Source organism: Pedobacter rhodius, from assembly GCF_027213645.1.
GTDB lineage: Bacteria > Bacteroidota > Bacteroidia > Sphingobacteriales > Sphingobacteriaceae > Pedobacter > Pedobacter rhodius.
Window position 1 is genome coordinate 430,135 of sequence record NZ_JAPWGL010000001.1, and the last position, 18,177, is coordinate 448,311.

At 35.7% G+C, this 18,177-nt stretch carries 18 protein-coding genes; 6 read left to right on the forward strand and 12 right to left on the reverse strand.

Annotated elements, in window-relative coordinates; translation table 11 throughout:
- Positions 1 to 70 precede the first annotated feature (70 nt).
- The 4 genes from O0931_RS02055 to O0931_RS02070 form a co-directional block, all read right to left on the reverse strand.
- Positions 71 to 1,564, reverse strand: a complete 1,494-nt coding sequence (locus tag O0931_RS02055) for a TPM domain-containing protein (RefSeq protein ID WP_269413885.1) — start codon at positions 1,562 to 1,564, stop codon at positions 71 to 73.
- A gap of 57 nt (positions 1,565 to 1,621) precedes the next feature.
- Entirely contained in the window at positions 1,622 to 2,452 is an 831-nt protein-coding gene (locus tag O0931_RS02060) for a 3-keto-disaccharide hydrolase (protein WP_269413886.1), read from the reverse strand.
- A 170-nt stretch (positions 2,453 to 2,622) separates the two neighbouring features.
- Positions 2,623 to 3,303: a (d)CMP kinase gene (cmk, locus tag O0931_RS02065; protein WP_269413887.1), complete on the reverse strand. Its 681-nt coding sequence runs from the start codon at positions 3,301 to 3,303 to the stop codon at positions 2,623 to 2,625.
- Between the two features lie 62 nt (positions 3,304 to 3,365).
- On the reverse strand, positions 3,366 to 4,151 hold the full coding sequence (locus O0931_RS02070; RefSeq protein WP_269413888.1) for a hypothetical protein: 786 nt from the start codon (positions 4,149 to 4,151) through the stop codon (positions 3,366 to 3,368).
- Positions 4,152 to 4,308: 157 nt separating this feature from the next.
- On the opposite strand from O0931_RS02070, the gene arfB reads away from it, so the two are divergent.
- Positions 4,309 to 4,719: an alternative ribosome rescue aminoacyl-tRNA hydrolase ArfB gene (gene arfB, locus O0931_RS02075; protein WP_269413889.1), complete on the forward strand. Its 411-nt coding sequence runs from the start codon at positions 4,309 to 4,311 to the stop codon at positions 4,717 to 4,719.
- Positions 4,720 to 4,826: 107 nt separating this feature from the next.
- Here the strand turns inward: arfB and O0931_RS02080 are convergent, their stop codons facing one another.
- Both O0931_RS02080 and lon read right to left on the reverse strand, forming a co-directional pair.
- Positions 4,827 to 5,777 (reverse strand): lipid A deacylase LpxR family protein, encoded by a 951-nt coding sequence (locus O0931_RS02080; protein WP_269413890.1) that lies wholly within the window; start codon positions 5,775 to 5,777, stop codon positions 4,827 to 4,829.
- A 93-nt stretch (positions 5,778 to 5,870) separates the two neighbouring features.
- Entirely contained in the window at positions 5,871 to 8,342 is a 2,472-nt protein-coding gene (gene lon / locus O0931_RS02085) for an endopeptidase La (protein WP_269413891.1), read from the reverse strand.
- Between the two features lie 330 nt (positions 8,343 to 8,672).
- On the opposite strand from lon, the gene O0931_RS02090 reads away from it, so the two are divergent.
- Entirely contained in the window at positions 8,673 to 9,296 is a 624-nt protein-coding gene (locus O0931_RS02090; protein ID WP_269413892.1) for a tetratricopeptide repeat protein, read from the forward strand.
- A gap of 49 nt (positions 9,297 to 9,345) precedes the next feature.
- Here O0931_RS02090 and O0931_RS02095 read toward each other — a convergent pair whose 3' ends face one another.
- Positions 9,346 to 9,879 (reverse strand): hypothetical protein, encoded by a 534-nt coding sequence (locus O0931_RS02095; protein WP_269413893.1) that lies wholly within the window; start codon positions 9,877 to 9,879, stop codon positions 9,346 to 9,348.
- Complete coding sequence (gpmI, locus tag O0931_RS02100; protein WP_269413894.1) at positions 9,879 to 11,399, reverse strand: 2,3-bisphosphoglycerate-independent phosphoglycerate mutase; 1,521 nt, start codon at positions 11,397 to 11,399, stop codon at positions 9,879 to 9,881. The genes O0931_RS02095 and gpmI overlap by 1 nt, the downstream gene beginning before the upstream one ends.
- 219 nt (positions 11,400 to 11,618) lie before the next feature.
- On the opposite strand from gpmI, the gene O0931_RS02105 reads away from it, so the two are divergent.
- From O0931_RS02105 to O0931_RS02120, 4 genes are all read left to right on the forward strand, one after another.
- Entirely contained in the window at positions 11,619 to 12,017 is a 399-nt protein-coding gene (locus tag O0931_RS02105; protein ID WP_269413895.1) for a DUF4783 domain-containing protein, read from the forward strand.
- Between the two features lie 84 nt (positions 12,018 to 12,101).
- Complete coding sequence (nadC, locus tag O0931_RS02110) at positions 12,102 to 12,944, forward strand: carboxylating nicotinate-nucleotide diphosphorylase (RefSeq protein ID WP_269413896.1); 843 nt, start codon at positions 12,102 to 12,104, stop codon at positions 12,942 to 12,944.
- Between the two features lie 51 nt (positions 12,945 to 12,995).
- Positions 12,996 to 13,643 (forward strand): glycerol-3-phosphate 1-O-acyltransferase PlsY, encoded by a 648-nt coding sequence (gene plsY / locus O0931_RS02115; protein ID WP_269413897.1) that lies wholly within the window; start codon positions 12,996 to 12,998, stop codon positions 13,641 to 13,643.
- 94 nt (positions 13,644 to 13,737) lie between these two features.
- Entirely contained in the window at positions 13,738 to 14,544 is an 807-nt protein-coding gene (locus O0931_RS02120; RefSeq protein WP_269413898.1) for a M48 family metallopeptidase, read from the forward strand.
- 223 nt (positions 14,545 to 14,767) lie between these two features.
- Here the strand turns inward: O0931_RS02120 and O0931_RS02125 are convergent, their stop codons facing one another.
- From O0931_RS02125 to O0931_RS02140, 4 genes are all read right to left on the reverse strand, one after another.
- A complete protein-coding gene (locus O0931_RS02125) occupies positions 14,768 to 16,024 on the reverse strand; it encodes an anthranilate synthase component I family protein (RefSeq protein WP_269413899.1) in 1,257 nt (418 codons plus the stop codon).
- 142 nt (positions 16,025 to 16,166) lie between these two features.
- Positions 16,167 to 16,472, reverse strand: coding sequence for a type II toxin-antitoxin system RelE/ParE family toxin (locus tag O0931_RS02130; protein ID WP_269413900.1), 306 nt, complete (start codon positions 16,470 to 16,472; stop codon positions 16,167 to 16,169).
- Entirely contained in the window at positions 16,466 to 16,693 is a 228-nt protein-coding gene (locus O0931_RS02135) for a hypothetical protein (RefSeq protein WP_269413901.1), read from the reverse strand. The genes O0931_RS02130 and O0931_RS02135 overlap by 7 nt, the downstream gene beginning before the upstream one ends.
- Positions 16,694 to 16,871: 178 nt before the next feature.
- Positions 16,872 to 18,152: an adenylosuccinate synthase gene (locus O0931_RS02140; protein ID WP_269413902.1), complete on the reverse strand. Its 1,281-nt coding sequence runs from the start codon at positions 18,150 to 18,152 to the stop codon at positions 16,872 to 16,874.
- Positions 18,153 to 18,177 lie beyond the last annotated feature (25 nt).

The window sequence follows — 18,177 nt, forward strand, 5'->3', positions numbered from 1 at the left end:
TCGTGCTAATTAAGGCAAAATTAGAAAATACTTTTAATTAGGCCATAAAACAATTTAACCATAAAAATCATTACCAACTTCCGCCGGTGCCGCCCCCGCTGCTGCTTCCGCCGCCCCAGCTGCTTGATGAAGAAGAACTGCCGGATGATGAAGAACCCGATGAACTACGCGGACTTTCCTTAACCAGCATGGGCAAAGTAATCCACCGGATAAATTCTGCATGTTTACAAAAACTGCATTCATTAATGAGTTTAGCCTGTCCGTCATGCGTGTAAGTAGCCGTTTTAACGGTAACTTGCTTTTCGAGTTGATAAGTTCGGAACTTACAGGAAGGGCATTCCGTAAACTGATCGTATTTTTCAGCAGGCCAGGCTTTAATAATGTGTTCCTTATGGTCTGTGCTCTCCCATATATCGTAATCGTAAGCCTTTATAATTTCTTCTTTTCGCTGTCCTTCCGTTAAAAAAGGTTTTCCTTCAACATTTATATCCCGGTCTAAACGAATCATGGCTTGCTGTTTACTATCCAAAATGGGTTTAAAACGATTATTTGCTTCCTTACGCCTGAAAACCTGACGAATTACGGCAAATAAAATTAGCGGTGAAAATGCAATTAGCCACCAGTATTTCTGATGGAATGATTTTACTGCATCCGAAAAATTTTCATCGTCGTTATAGGTCTTCCTGATTTCATCAATGAGGAATAAATACCTGAAAAATAAGGATATACTTAAAATACAAAATAAAATAAGGGGTATGCTATCCGGTTTTATTTCCTTAAAAATGCTAAAGCCACCGGTAATGAATAATATTATAGTGATGAAGATTAGGATAATGAATATAACGGCACAGCCTTTAATCAGGGCAGGGTTGTAATCATTTTTATCGGTCTTTTTTGGTTTGAGTTTTTTTGTTGAATACCTTTTAAGCAACCTGAATAAGCCAAAAAAAGACAGGCAAATTATTGCGGTGGGTATCCAGAGTTTTTCCAGGTTATTATTGCCTGTTTGCTGCGTGAAAAGCTGGTTTAGTTCTGATTTGTTTTCGGGGTTTAAAATAATCAGCCCCATCGCATTTAAGGTATTAATAATCCCGGTGCTGAAATCATTTTCCCTGAAGGCCGGGAGTAAATTTTGTTCAGCTATATGTTTCAGTTTTACGTCGGGCAATACACCTTCAGCGCCCGTCCCTGTAATAAACCTATACTTTCGCCTATCTTTTGCAATAAAAAGTAATACACCGTTATTGCTTGATTTTTGCCCGATTCCCCAGGTACTGAAAAGCTTATAGGCAAAATCAAAATCTTCCTGATTATGATCAAAATCGTTTACAATTACAACCGCTAGCTGAACATTAGTTTTACTTTCTAGTTCTGTAATGGTGCTGTTGATACCAGCAACATCACTTTCGTTTAATATTCCATCAGGATTACTTACCCAACCTCCGCCATTTTGTTTCGGATCGGGTAGCTCGGAAACCAGGTAGGCTTTTTGCGCAAACAGCGCATTTGAAAAAAGGATTAAGACAAAAAGTAATACTGTTTTTAACGGAAGATTATTTTGCATTGCATGATTGTTATTATCAAAATCAGCTTAAACCGTTTTTTTACAAACAGGCCGGTTTTACTCTTTTAAAATTCTGGCCAATACCTTATCCAGTTTTCCTTTGTCTTTTGTATAAGATTCTAAATTGAAGAGTTTAACGGATTTAAACTCAATAGGGTGACTTTCGCTCTGTAATGAAATGTAACCGGATGTTAATGGTTTTCCGTCAATTTTAACTTTCGGATCGTAATTAGAAACATTGCCGCCGCCAATTTGGGGTTTTGTATATTCGAGAACAACTTCCCCTTCAATAATATGCTTAATAACCGAATCACCTAAAACTAAGAATTCGGCAGTAACCCATTGGTCGCCTGCATAGGTTTTTGATTTAGAATCCAGGCAATGTTGGGTAAATAATTTTCCATTAAAAAAAATGTTTGTGCCGGGTGTACAAACATTGCTGGTATGCCTTTCATGTTCACCATCGCCTCCTAAAATCTGTCCTTCAATTGAAATTGGAAAATCCTGATCTTTAAGCATTGTTTCGGGGTTCTGGCAATGTAACATCGCCCCGCTGTTTCTTAACGCCCAACCTTCACCACCTTTAACCTGTTCGCCAACAAAACGGTAAGTAACCTTTAATAAATAAGCTGAAAATGGTTTTTTGTAAAATATATGTCCATACTGTTGGTCGAATGTTGTGTAACCATCATAACGCACTTTAATTAAGCCATCTTCAACCCGGAAAGTATTTGCATAATTGTCGTTTAGATCATGCTTGGAAATCTTTACTTTCCAGTCTTTTAAATCTTTCCCGTTAAAAAGGTTAATCCAACCCTTTTGTGCATTAACGTTAAGGGATGCAAAAGCAAAAAAAAGAAGTAGGGTAGAGGTTTGTTTAAATTTCATAATCGCAAAAAAAGGTTCAAGGTTAAAAATATGAAATAAAAACAGAAACTGTTTAAATTCAACAGTAACTTTTATTTGTCGGACATTTTTATCTTAGGCGTTTCGACAAGCTCAATTTAATCCCTGATATAAAACGGATGATATTTAAATAACCTTAAAACGCTTAAAAATTAAAAATTTAATAATGGTTCAACCCTTTCCAATGCAAAAGCCAACTGTTCGTCCTGAGTTAAATCTGTATTATCTAAAATGATAGCATCATCAGCCCTTACCAACGGACTTTCTTTTCGGGTTGTATCGGCATAATCGCGATGCGCCAGGTTTTCGAAAACTTCTTCTAAAGTTGTACTGTTGTTGCCTTTATGCTCGAGTTCTTTAAATCTTCTTTCCGCCCTGATTTTAGGATCGGCTGTCATGAAAAATTTTAATGGTGCTTCTGGAAAAACAGTCGTGCCAATGTCCCGGCCGTCCATTACAATGTTTTTGGATTTACCCATTCTTTGCTGTTGTTTCACCATTTCATGACGAACAATTTTATGCGCAGAAACTTCACTAACGTTTTCGGAAACATGCATCAGACGAATTTCATCAGAAACTTCTTCGCCATTTAGTGTTATATGCGATTCATAATCACGCGAATGAAAATTTAATTCGATGTGTTTTAGTGCATCGGCAACCTGCTCATCATTCGAAATATTAATATTATTCCGCAAAAAATATAAGGTTACCGCACGGTACATTGCACCGCTATCCACATAAATAAAACCTAATTTTTTTGCTAAAGCTTTTGCAAGTGTGCTTTTTCCGCAAGATGAATAGCCATCAATTGCTATTACCAAGTTGTTTTTCATCGTGCATCAAAGGTAAAAAATAGATATAGAATGCTGAATTTTTAAATCAGTAATTGTGTATACTACTTATCGAATTTCGCAATCCATACTGAATTGTAAGGATGCAGCCAGCCTTCGTGTTGTAAATACCAGAACAGACCTTCATCAATCCGGAAAGCAAACAACCCGTATAAATAATGATTCGCGTTATGTGTTGTATAGTTTTTACGATAATGAAAATAGGTAACCAGTGTTGCTTTTTTCTGATTTCCTTCATCTGTAACTTCTAATGTACAAGGATCAAATGCTGCTGCAAACCTGAAATTCTGGTTAAAACGTTCACCCCATTTATTCCAGGCAACCTGGTGTTTACCTTTGGTGTGAAGCAATTTTTGTATGTCGGGCGCATTTAAATAGTCGTCATCATAAAATATTCTCGTTTTACTCTTTTTAGGGAATAACAAATAAAAATTTTGAATACTTGCTTCCGGGAAAGGAATGATATCACCTACTGTTATGATTAACAGTGTGCCATAAATCCCGCACTTTTCCTTAAAATTTAAGTGATAACCGCTGTTTATTTGAGACTGAAATTCCTCTGCATGACGATTATATTGTTTTAAATTATAAGGAGTTGATAAAATGAAAATACCCAGGCCTATTAATAAAGTGATGGTAATAAACTTCCTGTTCTTCTTTTTGAAAAATGCAATAACCGCTATAATTAATGTTAAAACGAAGAAATAGAAAATATGCAGTGAGTAACAAAAAGTCCACAGTAAAAGGAATAAAAAAACAAAGCAAATTATTGAAAATAAGACTGTTTTAAAAAAAGAAGTAACTTTTTGACCGAAAGATTTTAGTGTCATATGATCGTGTAACTAAGCGCTTATTAGAATGAATTTTTGAAGTTAAAATTTCTAAATGAATAAACAAAATTGCATAAATTATAAAAAGTAGATGAAAGGAACTGTTCTACATTGTTTTGATATATATTTGATTTAAATTTATGATTTTTTTAGAATAATGATACCTGACAGAGCGGAAATTTTAAAAATAGTTAGCTTTAGAACATCGAGAAGTGGCGGTAAAGGCGGACAAAATGTAAATAAGGTATCGAGCAAAGTCGAATTAATTTTTAATATTAATGATGCCAATTTTTTAAATGAAGATGAAAAAGCTTTATTAAAATCCAGGTTGGAAAAAAGAACGGCTGCAGATGGATGTATCCATATTATTTCACAAGAGGATAGAAGTCAACTGTTAAACAAAGAAAAAACAATAGTAAAACTCATCGGACTGATCAAGAAATCGTTGCACGTTCAGAAAAAAAGAAAACCGACGAAAACACCAAAATCTGTTATTGAAAACAGGTTAAAAAATAAAACGGTTAAATCAGATTTAAAAAGATCCAGAAAAAAACCGAGCATGGATTAGGTGGTTGATGGCTATCGGTAACCAGTTAGCACTTATACGATTTATAGTTTGCTGTTCGCAATTACATTTCAAGGTTAAATCAACAATATTGGCAATTCGGGAATTAACTATATCTTCCCAAACCTGTAATACAAGCTTAATCCTCCATAGTTTTGTGCTTTTGCAACACTTTTAACTTCTTTAGTTTTGAAAATTATATTGAAATCTGCAGTAAATCTTTTTGAGCTGTAGTTTATGCCAAACTGCTGTTCAAATACAATTGGTTTAACCCCAAAGGTTACGGGGCTGTCATTATTAAAAAGGCTTCCCTGGATGGTTGCATCATAGGCTACAACATTTATTTGTGGTTTTGCATAAAAGAAAAATTCGGAATTGTTTAGGCTTTTGGTTTTAGCATTACCAATAACAGCGTTATGATAAGCACTATTAAACAATTGATTTAATTTACCTGCTCTGAAAAGTACTGAAGTACCCAAGCCACTAAATGTAGTTCCTAAATTTGCATACGCTTGTCCGCTGAAATCGACTGCATTATCACTTGAGCGATGGATTAATTTACTATAATTTCCTGACAGGTTAACAGCCAATTCGTTTTTTATCTGGTATTCCCAGCCTGCCGGTGTATAAAAACCAACTGTTTTGTGCAAAAACTTTTGTGCATCCTCGGCCAGGGAATTTGGCCCTACTGTACCAATTTCTATGCTCGTTTTTAGTACGCTTTCCTTTTTATAAAAAACGGAATAGGCAGCACCAGCATATAAATAACCTGCAAAGGGCCTATCCTGATCTTCTTTTTTCGCAACCTGACCCCAATAAGGCGTGTACATTTTCTGGCCTGCTGAAATTTCGAACGTTTTCTTTTCAATGTTTTCTCCAACCTTTTCAGGGTTTATCGCGCTGCGATAATAGATAAACAAGCCATTGGTATAATACCTGTCATTTAAAGTGGCCAGATAAGCGTCATTTTCTGTTTTAAAGCCAAACTCGTTCTTAAAGTTTTGAGCTTTAGCTACATCAATAACAAACAATATCAAAAAAAAAGTTAAAATCGATTTCATAAAAAAGTCCCGATGATTTATCGGGACTATAAAAGTATCTATTGTAAATGAATTTATTAATCAGGCACTGAAATAAAATCAGAATATTACAAATTAGTTAACAATCGGGGCAATTTTAATGCTCAAATCAATTGGCTTTTTAACTTTATTTTTAAGTAATGCAAGTTCAATTACTTCACTCATTTCTGAAACGTAATGAAATTTTAAATCCTTAACATAGCTTTCTTTAATTTCCAAAATGTCTTTTCTGTTGCTTTTGCAAAGAATGATTTCTTTAATATTTGCTCTTTTTGCGGCTAAGATTTTTTCCTTAATTCCACCTACAGGCAAAACTTTTCCACGTAACGTAATTTCGCCGGTCATTGCTAAATGTTGTTTTACCTTCCTTTGTGTAAATGCAGAAGTAAGCGCCGTTAACATGGTTACGCCAGCAGAAGGGCCATCTTTTGGTGTCGCGCCAGCGGGTACATGAACATGAACATCCCAGTTATCAAATAAGGTGTAATCAATACCAAATTCGTTTGCATGTGCACGCAGATAAGCCAATGCAATTACGGCCGACTCTTTCATCACATCGCCCAGATTACCGGTTAAAGTTAACTTTCCTTTACCGGGACTTAAACTGGATTCAATAAAAAGAATGTCGCCGCCAACGCTTGTCCAGGCTAAGCCCGTAACCACACCTGCAACTTCATTACCTTCATACAAATCTTTATCGTAAATGGGTGCACCTAAGATACGTTCAACATCGTTTTCAGTTAAAGTGATGTTATAGGCTTCTTCCATTGCAATTTTTGTTGCTACACCGCGAACTAAAGAACCAATTTTTTTCTCTAAACCACGAACACCGCTTTCACGCGTATAATCTTCAATTACCTTTTCAATCAGCGCAGGTTTAAGGCTGATATCTTTCAGTTTTAAACCGTGATTTTCTTTTTGTTTTGGCAATAAAAACTTCTTCGCAATTTCTATTTTTTCTTCGATTGTATAGCCGTTAACTTCGATAATCTCCATACGATCTAATAAAGCAGGTTGTATCGTACTTAAAGAGTTTGCGGTGGCAATGAATAAAATATTCGATAAATCGTAGTCCATCTCTACGTAGTGATCGTAAAAAGCATTATTTTGTTCAGGGTCTAACACTTCTAGCAAAGCGGAAGATGGATCGCCACGGTGGTCTGTTCCAACTTTATCAATTTCATCTAATACAAAAACAGGATTATCTGCACCTGCTTTTTTAATTGATGAAATGATACGACCCGGCATTGCGCCAATATATGTTTTCCGGTGACCTCTAATTTCTGCTTCGTCGCGAATGCCGCCTAAAGCCATGCGCACATATTTACGGCCTAAAGCTTTTGCAATAGATTTTCCTAATGATGTTTTACCTACCCCCGGAGGGCCAACCAAACATAAAATAGGCGCCTTCATGTCCCTTTTAAGTTTCAACACCGCCAAATATTCAATTATACGTTGTTTAACTTTTTCAAGACCAAAATGGTCTTTATCTAAAATACGTTGCGCTCTTTTAAGGTCGAAATTATCTTTTGTAAACTCACTCCAGGGTAAATCCAAAAGCAATTCCAAATAGTTAAGCTGAACCGAATAATCTGGTGCAGCGGGGTTCATACGGCCTAATTTGTCAAGCTCTTTATCAAAATGTGCATAAACCTCTTTCGACCATTTTTTCTTTTTAGCCCGTTCCTGTAATGCATCAAATTCCAAATCTGCCGAACTTCCGCCCAGTTCTTCCTGAATGGTTTTTAACTGCTGATTTAAAAAATAATCACGTTGTTGTTTATCTAAATCCGTACGAACTTTAGATTGAATCTGATTCCTCAGTTCAAGCATCTGCAATTCTACCATTAAAAGTTCCATAACCTTCTGGGCCCTTTCAAGCAAATTATCCATCTCAAGAATTCTTTGCTTATCGGCCATTTCGGCATTCATATTCGATGATATAAAATTGATCAGAAATGAATTACTTTCAATGTTTTTTAAGGCAATACTCGCCTCACTTGGAATATTTGGTGAAAGTTGAATAATCTGAGCAGACATTTCACGAATCGAGGCAATAAGGGTTTTAAATTCCTTATCGGTTTTTGTTTTTTGTTCCTCGAATTTTTTAACAGATGCTTTTATGTAAGGCTCATTTTGCACTTCCGCCAAAAGGCTGAAACGTTGTTTACCTTGTATAATAACAGTCGTGTTTCCATCCGGCATTTGCAAAAGCTTAATAATGTTTGCAACTGTTCCAACGGTATTTAACTGCTCAAAAGTCGGATCTTCTATCGACACATCTTTTTGAGAAACCACACCAATTATTTTATTGCCTTTATAGGCTTCTTTAATTAATTTGATGGATTTATCCCTTCCAACGGTAATGGGAATTACAACACCCGGAAATAAAACTGTATTACGTAAAGGTAAAATTGCTAAAATTTCGGGCGTTTCCTCATTATTCATATCTTCCTCATCCTGTTGAGACATTAATGGAAAAAATTCGGTATCCTCGTTAATAATTGGCATTGCGTTATTAAAATCAAATATATCTTGTTTACTCATTCTTATATTATGAAACGACAAACTGGCAGTTTTATCGTCGGTAACCTGTGTGTTTTTTAATGTATACTTTAAATTCAACTCTTGTGCCAAAGTTGCTTTAAGTTAATGTTATCTAAAAATTGATAAAATGTTATGATAAAAAGGCAGTATTATATAAATTATTAACCAAATATCATATATCGAAATTTTGAGCGTTAGAGATATTGTTAATTGACTAGTGAATGTAAAAAAATTAAACCACTTTATTTCTGAGAATTGAATTATATTGCATAAATATTTTATTCATTTATATGCAATGAAATTTTAGATTTGTTAACTTATTAATAGTACATGAACTATATTAAACAAACCATTTTAGGTTTAATTATTTTTTCTTCCAGCAACAGTTTTGCACAAAACAGTAACGATAAAAAAGTTATGGATGCAATGCTTAAGGGAGATTATAAAACTGCCGTTTCACAATTAGAAAAAGCTGATGCCAAAACACCGGATAATTCAAAAATCTTACAGATGCTTGGCTATTCTTATTTTCAAAACGGCGAATTTGAAAAATGCATAGGAACTTATAGTCGTTTAATTGTTTTAAAACCAAGTGAGGTTTCTGCATATTATTACAGGGGTAAAGCTCGTTTAAATATTGCAAACGATCCAAAAGAATCTTTAAATACCATGCGTGAAAATTTTTATACTGCAGCCATTAAAGATTTTTCAAAAGCAAGTGAACTCAGCGGGGACGAAGACCCTCAAATGTTTCAGAACAGGGGTTTAGCTTATAAAGATTATGCAATTTACAGGTCTTATAAAGCAAAAAAGGCCGTAGAAAAAGCGGCATGCATTGCGTTGTTTAATAATTCTATTGCAGATTTTCAGAAAATACTGACTTTACAGCCCTTACGGAAAGATATTATAGACTGGATTACATATAATAAAGCGCAGATTGCGAGCTTAAAGTAAAACAGGTAATTGTAATAAACCATAAAGGCTTGAAATTAATTTCAAGCCTTTATGGTTTAAACCGTCCGGTAATCTCATAATTTTTTGCCGACAACAGTCTTATTTTTTGATGCTTTTTAATCTGATACAAACTATCCGGATAGTAAATTAAGGTATCTCCTGAAGTGTATAAAAGATTTTTGTTTGAAATTACAATCTCCAGCTTTTTAATCCTGCCGTTTTCCTGGGTTAACACAACCCTCTTTACAGGAATCTTTTTATCATCAGAAGTGTAATTTTCTGTTTTATTGGTTTTTTCTACTTTAAAACTGCCGTTCCATGAAGCCTTGTTTATATCCGCATTTGTAAAGATTGCGAATTCTTTGGCCCAATCTGCAATTTTTAAAACTTTGGTTTCCTTAACATTATTAACAGAAACACCTTTAATAACCTTTGGATTTGTCTTTGTTAACCTAGCCGTTTCTTTTTTGAAATAACCATTTATATCAAAGTATAATAAATTGGTATTTACTTTCGATTCGTCGCGCTGATTACAGGCCAAAAAACCTAAAGTAAATACCAGAATACTTAATTTTTTATTCATTATACCAAAACGTTGCCTGTCATTTCTTCAGGAATTTCTACGCCCAGAATTTTTAATACCGTTGGGGCGATATCGCCAAGTTTTCCGTCGGCTATGCTTTTATATTCTTCGTCGATTAATATGCAGGGAACCAGATTTGTAGTGTGCGCCGTGTTTGGAGAACCATCACTATTAACCATAAACTCCGAATTACCATGATCTGCAAGCAGGATAAAAGAATAGCCGTTTTCAAGTCCCTTTTTAACTACAATTTCGGCACATTTATCAGCAGTTTCTACGGCTTTTATTACAGCTGAAAATACACCTGTATGACCAACCATATCCGGGTTGGCAAAATTTAAGCAGATAAAATCAGCCCAACCCGTTTCCATTTCTTTAGTAATCGCATCCGTAATGCCTGCAGCACTCATCTCCGGTTGTAAATCGTATGTTGCAACTTTTGGGGAGGGAATCAAGATGCGTTTTTCATTTGCGAATTCTGTTTCTCTGCCGCCTGAAAAGAAGAAAGTAACATGCGGATATTTTTCGGTTTCAGCTATCCGGATTTGATTTTTTCCATTTTCGGCTAAAACTTCACCTATCGTATGCGATAAATCGTCTTTGGTGAAAATCACGTTGACTTTTTCAAAACTTTCGTCGTAAGTTGTCATGGTAACATAATACAATGGCAACTTGTGCATTTGCTGTTCCGGGAAATCTTTTTGAGTTAGGGCCGTTGTAATTTCACGACCTCTGTCGGTACGGAAATTAAAACAAACAACCACGTCATCGTTTTGAATTGTCGCTACAGGTTCGCCATTATTTTGCGTTAAAACAACAGGTTTGATAAACTCATCCGTAACACCTTCGTCATAAGATTTTTTAATTGCTGCTAAAACATCCCGAGTTTTTTCGCCCAGGCCATTAACCATAACATCGTAAGCTTGTTTAACACGTTCCCAACGATTATCCCTGTCCATCGCATAATAGCGGCCAACCACCGATGCTAATTTTACATTGGTGCCCTGAATGTGGTTTTGCAGATCGGTTATAAATCCGAATCCCGAATTTGGATCGGTATCACGGCCATCTAAAAAAGCATGAACAAATGTATTTGGAACATTGGCTTCATTTGCAGCATCACACAGGGCTTTTAAATGTTCGATATGGGCATGCACCCCCCCGTTTGAAACCAAACCGATAAAATGTACAGCCTTATTATTTTGCTTTGCATAGTCGAAAGCACCAACCAATACCGGATTATTGTGTAATTCTCTATCCTGGATCGATTTATTTATTCTGCCCAGTTCCTGGTAAACTACACGTCCTGCACCTAAATTCATGTGCCCAACTTCCGAATTACCCATTTGCCCGGCCGGTAAACCGACAGCTTCTCCGGAAGCTTCTAATTTTGAATTTGGATATTTTGCTAATAAGGAATCGAAGAAAGGCGTATTAGCGGCATATGCAGCATCAGAATTATCATGTTTTCCATAGCCCCAGCCATCAAGAATAATAAGCGCAAGTTTTTTATTTTTCATTCAAATTATAATTTATTAATAAGGGATTTTAAGTAAGCATATTTATATCACTTATTTAAAATTGTTAATCAATTTTAAAACATTTTGAAAACAGGTATGTTTTAAAAATGCTTTATAAGGCAAATATAAGTTTATTGATGCTTATACAAATTAAGAAATCCTTTTTTTGATAAGCTAATGGCATAATTTTAGCTACACGGTCCATTATAAAATATTGAAATGATCCGAAGCTTACTTTTATTCATTATAGCCATTGCACCAATATATCGTTCTGCGAACCTGCAGGCGGATATTATTGATGATTTATCATCTTATTTTAAGGCGGGAAATTCTAAAGAAATTGCTAAAAATTTTGCACCTACAATAGAACTCATTATCATTGATGAAGAAGATGTATACTCTAAAGCACAGGGAGAACAAATATTAAAGGATTTTTTTAACAAACATGTGCCTGTTAAAACAAGTATTTTTCATAGAATAAATAACAGCCAGAATTATAGGTTTGGTGTAGTCCTGGTGAATACAAATAAAGAAACTTTCAGGGTTTCGATCACGATGAAGAAGTTTAACACATCATTTTTAATTACCGAACTCCGGATAGAACCCTCAAAAGATTAAGGAGATTAAGTTTTTACATTTTCTGCAAAACACTTAAGGATTGCCTGATAAATATTTCTATTTTTGAAGCTTAATTCCTAAACCTTGGATAAGCAACTTATATCACAATTTATAAAAAATGCACTTGCCGAAGATGTTGGCGATGGCGATCATACCTCGTTGGCTACCATTCCAATCGATACACAAGGTAAAGCAAAATTATTGATTAAGGAGAACGGCATTTTAGCCGGTATCGAACTGGCGCTGGAAATATTTTCAACAGTTGATAAATCTTTAAAGGTTAACGTTTTAATTAATGATGGTTCCAGTGTAGAAATAGGAGATATTGTATTAACGGTTTCGGGAAGTACACATTCTATTTTAATTGCGGAGCGTTTGGTATTAAACTGCATGCAGCGCATGAGTGGCATTGCAACTAAAACAAATCGGATAGTTTCGTTACTGAAGGGAACCAAGACAAAACTTTTAGATACCCGGAAAACAACGCCAGGTTTACGTTACCTTGAAAAATGGGCCGTGCGGATTGGCGGGGGTGTAAATCATAGAATTGGTTTGTATGATATGATTTTGATTAAGGATAATCATGTAGATTATGCCGGTGGAATCAGCAATGCCTTGAATGCAGCAAAACTATATCTGGCTAATCATAAAAAATCGCTGCAAATCGAAATTGAGGTTAGGAATTTAGCAGAATTAAATCAGGTAATCGAAGCAGGCGGTGCAGATAGAATTATGCTGGATAATTTTGATTTTCCGGATTTGCGACAAGCCGTCGAATTAATTAATGGCCGCTATATTACGGAAGCTTCAGGGGGCATTACCGAAGAAAATGTAACACAATATGCGGCTTGTGGTGTGGATTACATTTCGATGGGTGCGCTTACACATTCTGTGAAAAGCCTCGATATGAGTTTGAAAGCATATTAATCTATGATTTCTTATATAAAGAAAAGCTTATTTTTTGTATCATTGTAGGCTATGGTTACGGTTTATTCTCTCACAGCCTTATTAGTTGCATACCTTTTTGGATCTATTCCAACTGCGGTTTGGTTGGGACAGGCTTTTTATGGTGTTGATGTCAGAGAGTATGGTAGTGGTAACGCTGGTGCCACGAATACGTTTCGGGTATTAGGGAAAAAGGCAGGCATTGCTGTGATGATTATCGACATTGCCAAAGGTTATACAGCTACCAATCTTGCCTATTTAATTGGCATGTCGGTTACGGGCCCCCAAAATTCTGTCGTTTTCGTTAACTATCAACTGGCACTTGGTGTAACTGCTGTTATGGGCCATTTATTCCCTGTATTTGCAGGTTTTAGAGGGGGGAAAGGCGTAGCAACACTTTTTGGAATGATATTAGCAGTAAACTTTGAAGCGTCTATGCTTTGCGTTCTGGTTTTCGTGGTGGTGTTACTGCTAACTAAATATGTTTCCCTGAGTTCTATATGCGCCGGATTTACTTTTCCGCTTAGTGTTGTATTCTTATTTCAGGTATCTATAAGGTCCGAAGTGTTGTATGGCATGGTCGTATGTGTTTTGATTTTAGTAACACACCAGAAAAATCTCGAAAGATTGCTTAAAGGCAAAGAATCTAAAGTGTATTTGTTTAAGAAAAAGGCAAATTGATTTAACAAAACGCCTTCTTAAAACTTATTTGTAATATTTCTGTTAATAGGAAGATTACTGATGAGGGATTAAAATCATTAACGACAAAAATTTTATGAAAAAGTTATTCTTAACAGCAGGCATTGCTGGTATTTTACTATTTAATTCGTGTTCCACTGTTCCTTTAACAGGAAGAAGCCGATTAGATTTGGTTAGCAACGATCAGGTTTTACCAATGGCATTTCAAGCCTACGGAGAATTTTTAAATGAAAATAAAGCTACTGTCTTACCGGCATCAAATGCCCAGGCATTAAAAGTGAAAACGATTGGAAGCAGGTTAATAACTGCTGTTCAGAGCTATATGAACAATAACAACTATGGTAATTTAATTAAAGATTACAAATGGGAAGTTAATGTTGTGCAAAATAATGAAAAAAATGCCTGGTGCATGCCAGGCGGGAAGATTGTTGTTTACACCGGAATTCTTCCTGTAACACAAGACGATGCAGGTTTGGCAACTGTTATGGGACATGAAATTGCACATGCTATTGCTGGTCACTCGGCAGAGCGGATGTCGCAGGAATTAGCCACCCAAGGGTTAGGTGCTGCGGCAGGTGTAGCCTTATCTAAAAACCCGCAGGCGCAGTCTATCTTCAATGCAGGTTACGGAATAGGCGGGCAGGTTGCCATGTTAAAATTCAGCCGTAACCAGGAATTGGAAGCTGACAGGCTAGGCTTAATTTTTATGGCTATGGCCGGATATAATCCACAAAGTGCAACCAGTTTCTGGAACAGGATGGCATCTGCTTCACAAAGCGGACAAAAACCACCGGAATTTTTAAGTACACACCCAAGTGATGCAACGCGTATCGCGCAGATTCAAAAATATTTACCTGAAGCGCAACAGTATTACAAGAAATAAGGTTGAAAGCCGTAAGGTAGAAAGGTGGAAGGTTTTGCATGATGCAGAGAATTCCACCTTTTTTTTGTTATTACTTCTGGTCTTAGCGTCTCGCTAAGACTTTTTATTTTGTTAAGCTTTGAAAAACTTATTTAACTCGTAGCGGGATGTTACAATAAAAAAGATGTAATAATAAATTTAAAATGTGAAAACCATGCGTTGATCAGGTTGTTTCGACTAACAACTAACCAACCAAAACCTTAAGTATAGCACTCGCTTTTAATAAACATTCATCAAACTCAGCTTTGGCGTCGCTTTGAAAAGTAATGGCGCCTCCAACCTGAAAAGACAGATAACTTTTTTCTTCGTTATAGAGGATGCTTCTGATAACCACATTGAAATCGAAGTCTCCGGCCGGACTTATACATCCAAAAGACCCTGAATAAATTCCCCTTTTTGTTTTTTCATACTGCTCAATCAATTCCATGGCTTTTACCTTTGGTGCACCGGTCATAGAGCCCATTGGAAATGCATTTTTAATTGCATCGATAAAATGAATTGCCGGGTTTAGTTCACAGCTTATGGTCGAAATCATTTGGTGAACCTGCGGGAAGCTATAGATTCCAAATAACTCATCTACTTTAACGCTCCCTTTTACGGCCGATTTTGTAAGGTCGTGACGGACTAAATCAACTACCATTACATTTTCTGCCTGTTCTTTTGAGTTGTTTTTTAATTGTTGTTTGATTTGTTCATCTTCAATTAAATACTCGCTTCTTCTAGCTGTTCCCTTTATAGGTTGTGAAATGAGTTTAGCGCCACGTTTGCATAAAAAACGTTCGGGTGTAGCTGACAAAATATAATGCCCCTTAACTTTAAAGTAACCCGCAAAAGGCGTAGGGGAAACCTGATTCAGCAATTCAAAGGTTTGAACTGGATTGATTATCGCATTTTCTGCAAAAAACTCCTGGCAAAAATTTACCTCATAAATATCACCACGGATAATATGCTCTTTTAAGCGATTTACTTTTTGAATGTAATCCGTTTTTGAAAATCGAGATTGAATGGTAAAGCCATAACTTGTTTTTTCATCAGTAACATGAAAAGAATTAATGTTTTCAAGGATTGATTTTTCGCCAAGTAATACTTCAACTTCATTATTCTTGCTGACGATTAGGTATTCCGGAACGAAAAAATACAATTCCGGGAAGTTCAGTTCGTCTGGATTGTCAGATTTCAAATTTTCAGTTTCATTCTTTAAATCGTAACTAAAGAAACCAAAAAGCCATTGTTTATTTGCTTCGTAAAAGGCTTTTAATTCATCAAATGCATTTCCTTTTGATGATTTCAATTCTGCTTTACGTCCGAAAGCTAAAACAAAATCATATTCAGAATAATTATCTTTGTAGTTGTTAGAATCTAAAAAGCAGCATACATCGAATTGGTTTGCCCAATGCAATGCTTTTTGCTTAAAATCGGATGAGTTTAATTGATTTTCCAAAGGGAGACAAAGATAAATGACCGTAAAATAATTGAAAAGCTTCCGATGTAAAATCTTTCATCTTCAAAAATATTAAATGGGGCTTTAAACATTGTTAGGGATAAAATTTTAAAAGTGATACTGAATCTGTTTCCAGAAAAAATTAAAAATTCTTTGGATTCATTTTAGTATGTCTAACTCTCAAAATTCTAATCGCATTATTCTCATTGCGATATGAGATTCTAATATGATGTTTTTCAAAAGCTCGATAAGTTCCATCATTGTCTTTTTTATACTTATCGATTTTATATTTTTGAGGATGTTTTGCAGCATCTGCTACAGCTTCGGTTAACGTACTTACTACTTGTATTGCATTCTGTAATGATGCCTGGCTTATGTATTCGTATAATTCTTTAAGTTGACTTTGGGCTGTCTTTGTCCAGAAAACTTCAATATTATTCTTTACCACTTATTAATATCTTTCAAAAACTGATTGTGTGTATTATGATGTCCTTTTTGGAATTCAAGCTCAGCATCATCAATTTCTGCATTATATTGTTCGATGGTAATCATTGCATTTTCCTGTTTATTGGCTATAAAAGTTTTTAACAGTTTTACAATCGAGCTTTTGTCGGCGTCATTTAACTGCATAAAATAACTTAACATTTCGTTTTCCAGTATAGTAGCCATAAGAAAAATCTTTTAATCAAAAATACTCAATTCATTATTGAAAAGCAAAAGTGGATAAACTTTAGTCTGCCACAACGAATGTTATAATCAACCAAAAAGCAACCTTTATCTGGTTGCTTTTTTAAGTAATTTAACTAACAATAAAAATCTCTCTGCTGTGGTCGAGATGACGGAAATATTAACGTAATTCTAAAGTTTGCGCTCTATCCGGTCCTACTGAAAGGAATTTAATCGGCACTTCTAATTCTTTTTCCAAGAATGCAATGTAATCCGTCAGTTTAGCCGGAATTTCATCAATGGTAGTAATTTTCGTTACATCAGTAGCCCAGCCATCAATCGCCTTCAATACCGGTTTTGGTTCAATTGAAATGATATCATATGGCATATAATCAATTGTTTCGCCATCATATTCGTAGTGTGTACAAGCATAAATCGTATCGAATGTATCTAAAACATCCGCCTTCATCATAATTAATTCGGTTACACCGTTTAACATGATTGCATATTTCAATGCCGGTAAATCTATCCAGCCACAACGGCGGGCACGACCTGTAGTTGCACCAAATTCATGGCCCAAAGCGCGTAAGTTTTCGCCAACTTCATTATCTAATTCAGTAGGGAAGGGGCCACCGCCAACACGTGTACAATAAGCCTTGAAAATACCATAAACTGCACCAACTTTATTAGGCGCAATGCCTAAACCGGTACAAGCGCCTGCAGTTGTGGTATTGCTCGATGTTACGAAAGGGTACGAACCAAAATCAACATCCAGTAAAGTTCCCTGTGCACCTTCGGCTAACACAGCTTTTCCTTCTTTTAAATAACCATTTACAAAATGTTCGCTATCTACGTGTGGGATGGATTTTAAAAATTCAATTGCCTCAAAGAAAGACGCTTCTTTTTCTGCCAGTTCATATTCAAAACCTTCATAATGAGAAAGAATTTCTGTATGTTTTTCAACAAGCTTTTTGTAACGTTCTTTAAAATCAGGTAGGGTGGTATCGCCAACACGTAAACCATTACGTCCGGTTTTATCCATATAAGTCGGGCCAATCCCTTTTAAGGTTGAACCGATTTTGTTTTTACCCATTCTAGCTTCATTTGCAGCATCCAATAATTGGTGGGTTGGCAGAATCAAGTGTGCTTTACGGGCAATAACCAGTTTGCCTTCGGCAACCGGATCATGACCTGCTTTTTTTAAATTATCTAACTCTCTTTTTAAAATAATCGGGTCGATAACAACACCATTTCCGATAAGGTTCATGGTTTTTTCGTTAAAAATTCCGGAAGGAATGGTATTTAAAACGAATTTTTTGCCATCGAATTCTAACGTATGCCCGGCATTTGGACCACCCTGAAAACGGGCAATAAGATCATATTTCGGACTAAGAACATCAACGATTTTCCCCTTTCCTTCATCGCCCCATTGCAGGCCGAGAAGTACATCTACTTGCGTCATTATTTAAAAATTAAGCTGGTTTTAT